Raw genomic sequence first — 562 nt, 5'->3', positions numbered from 1 at the left:
AAATACACTCTAATTGCAGCCTTAATGTACGCTGTCGCGATGGCGTTTGTTTACATTTCGTTGTCTTACATCGGTTCCACTAGCTCTTACTTAGGTTCAGAGTTTAGCAATGGTGGCGATATTTTAACGGCGTTCACCTTCAACCACTTTGGTGCGTTTGGCTCGGTGTTGTTGGGTGCAGTCATGGTATTGGCCTGTTTAACCACAGCGATTGGCGTAACAACCGCAGGCAGCGAGTTCTATGACAACACCTTTAGCAAAGTGAACTACAAAATCTGTGTCGTCATCACCATGGTACTGTCAGGCTTTATCGCCAACATCGGTTTAGAGCAGCTATTGGCAATCACTTTACCTGCGGTTGTGGCACTTCATCCTGTGGCGATTGCTTTGATGATGATGGCACCCGTTCGCAACAAAATGTCTCAGTTCATGTTGGTGCTTACCGCGTTCACCGCACTAGCATTTGGTTGTGTCGATGCTCTGCACATTTTGGGCTACATGCCAGAAGCCGTAGACCAATGGATGAACCACAACATGCCTTTGTACAATGAGTTCGCGAGCT

At 47.2% G+C, this 562-nt stretch carries 1 protein-coding gene; it reads left to right on the top strand.

Annotated elements, in window-relative coordinates; genetic code table 11:
- The coding region (locus R7Q09_RS27415; protein WP_318144117.1) for a branched-chain amino acid transport system II carrier protein at positions 1 to 562 on the top strand (562 nt) is incomplete at both ends.

The organism is Vibrio sp. 2130-1 (assembly GCF_033339515.1).
This window is presented reverse-complemented; position numbering and strand designations above follow the sequence as displayed.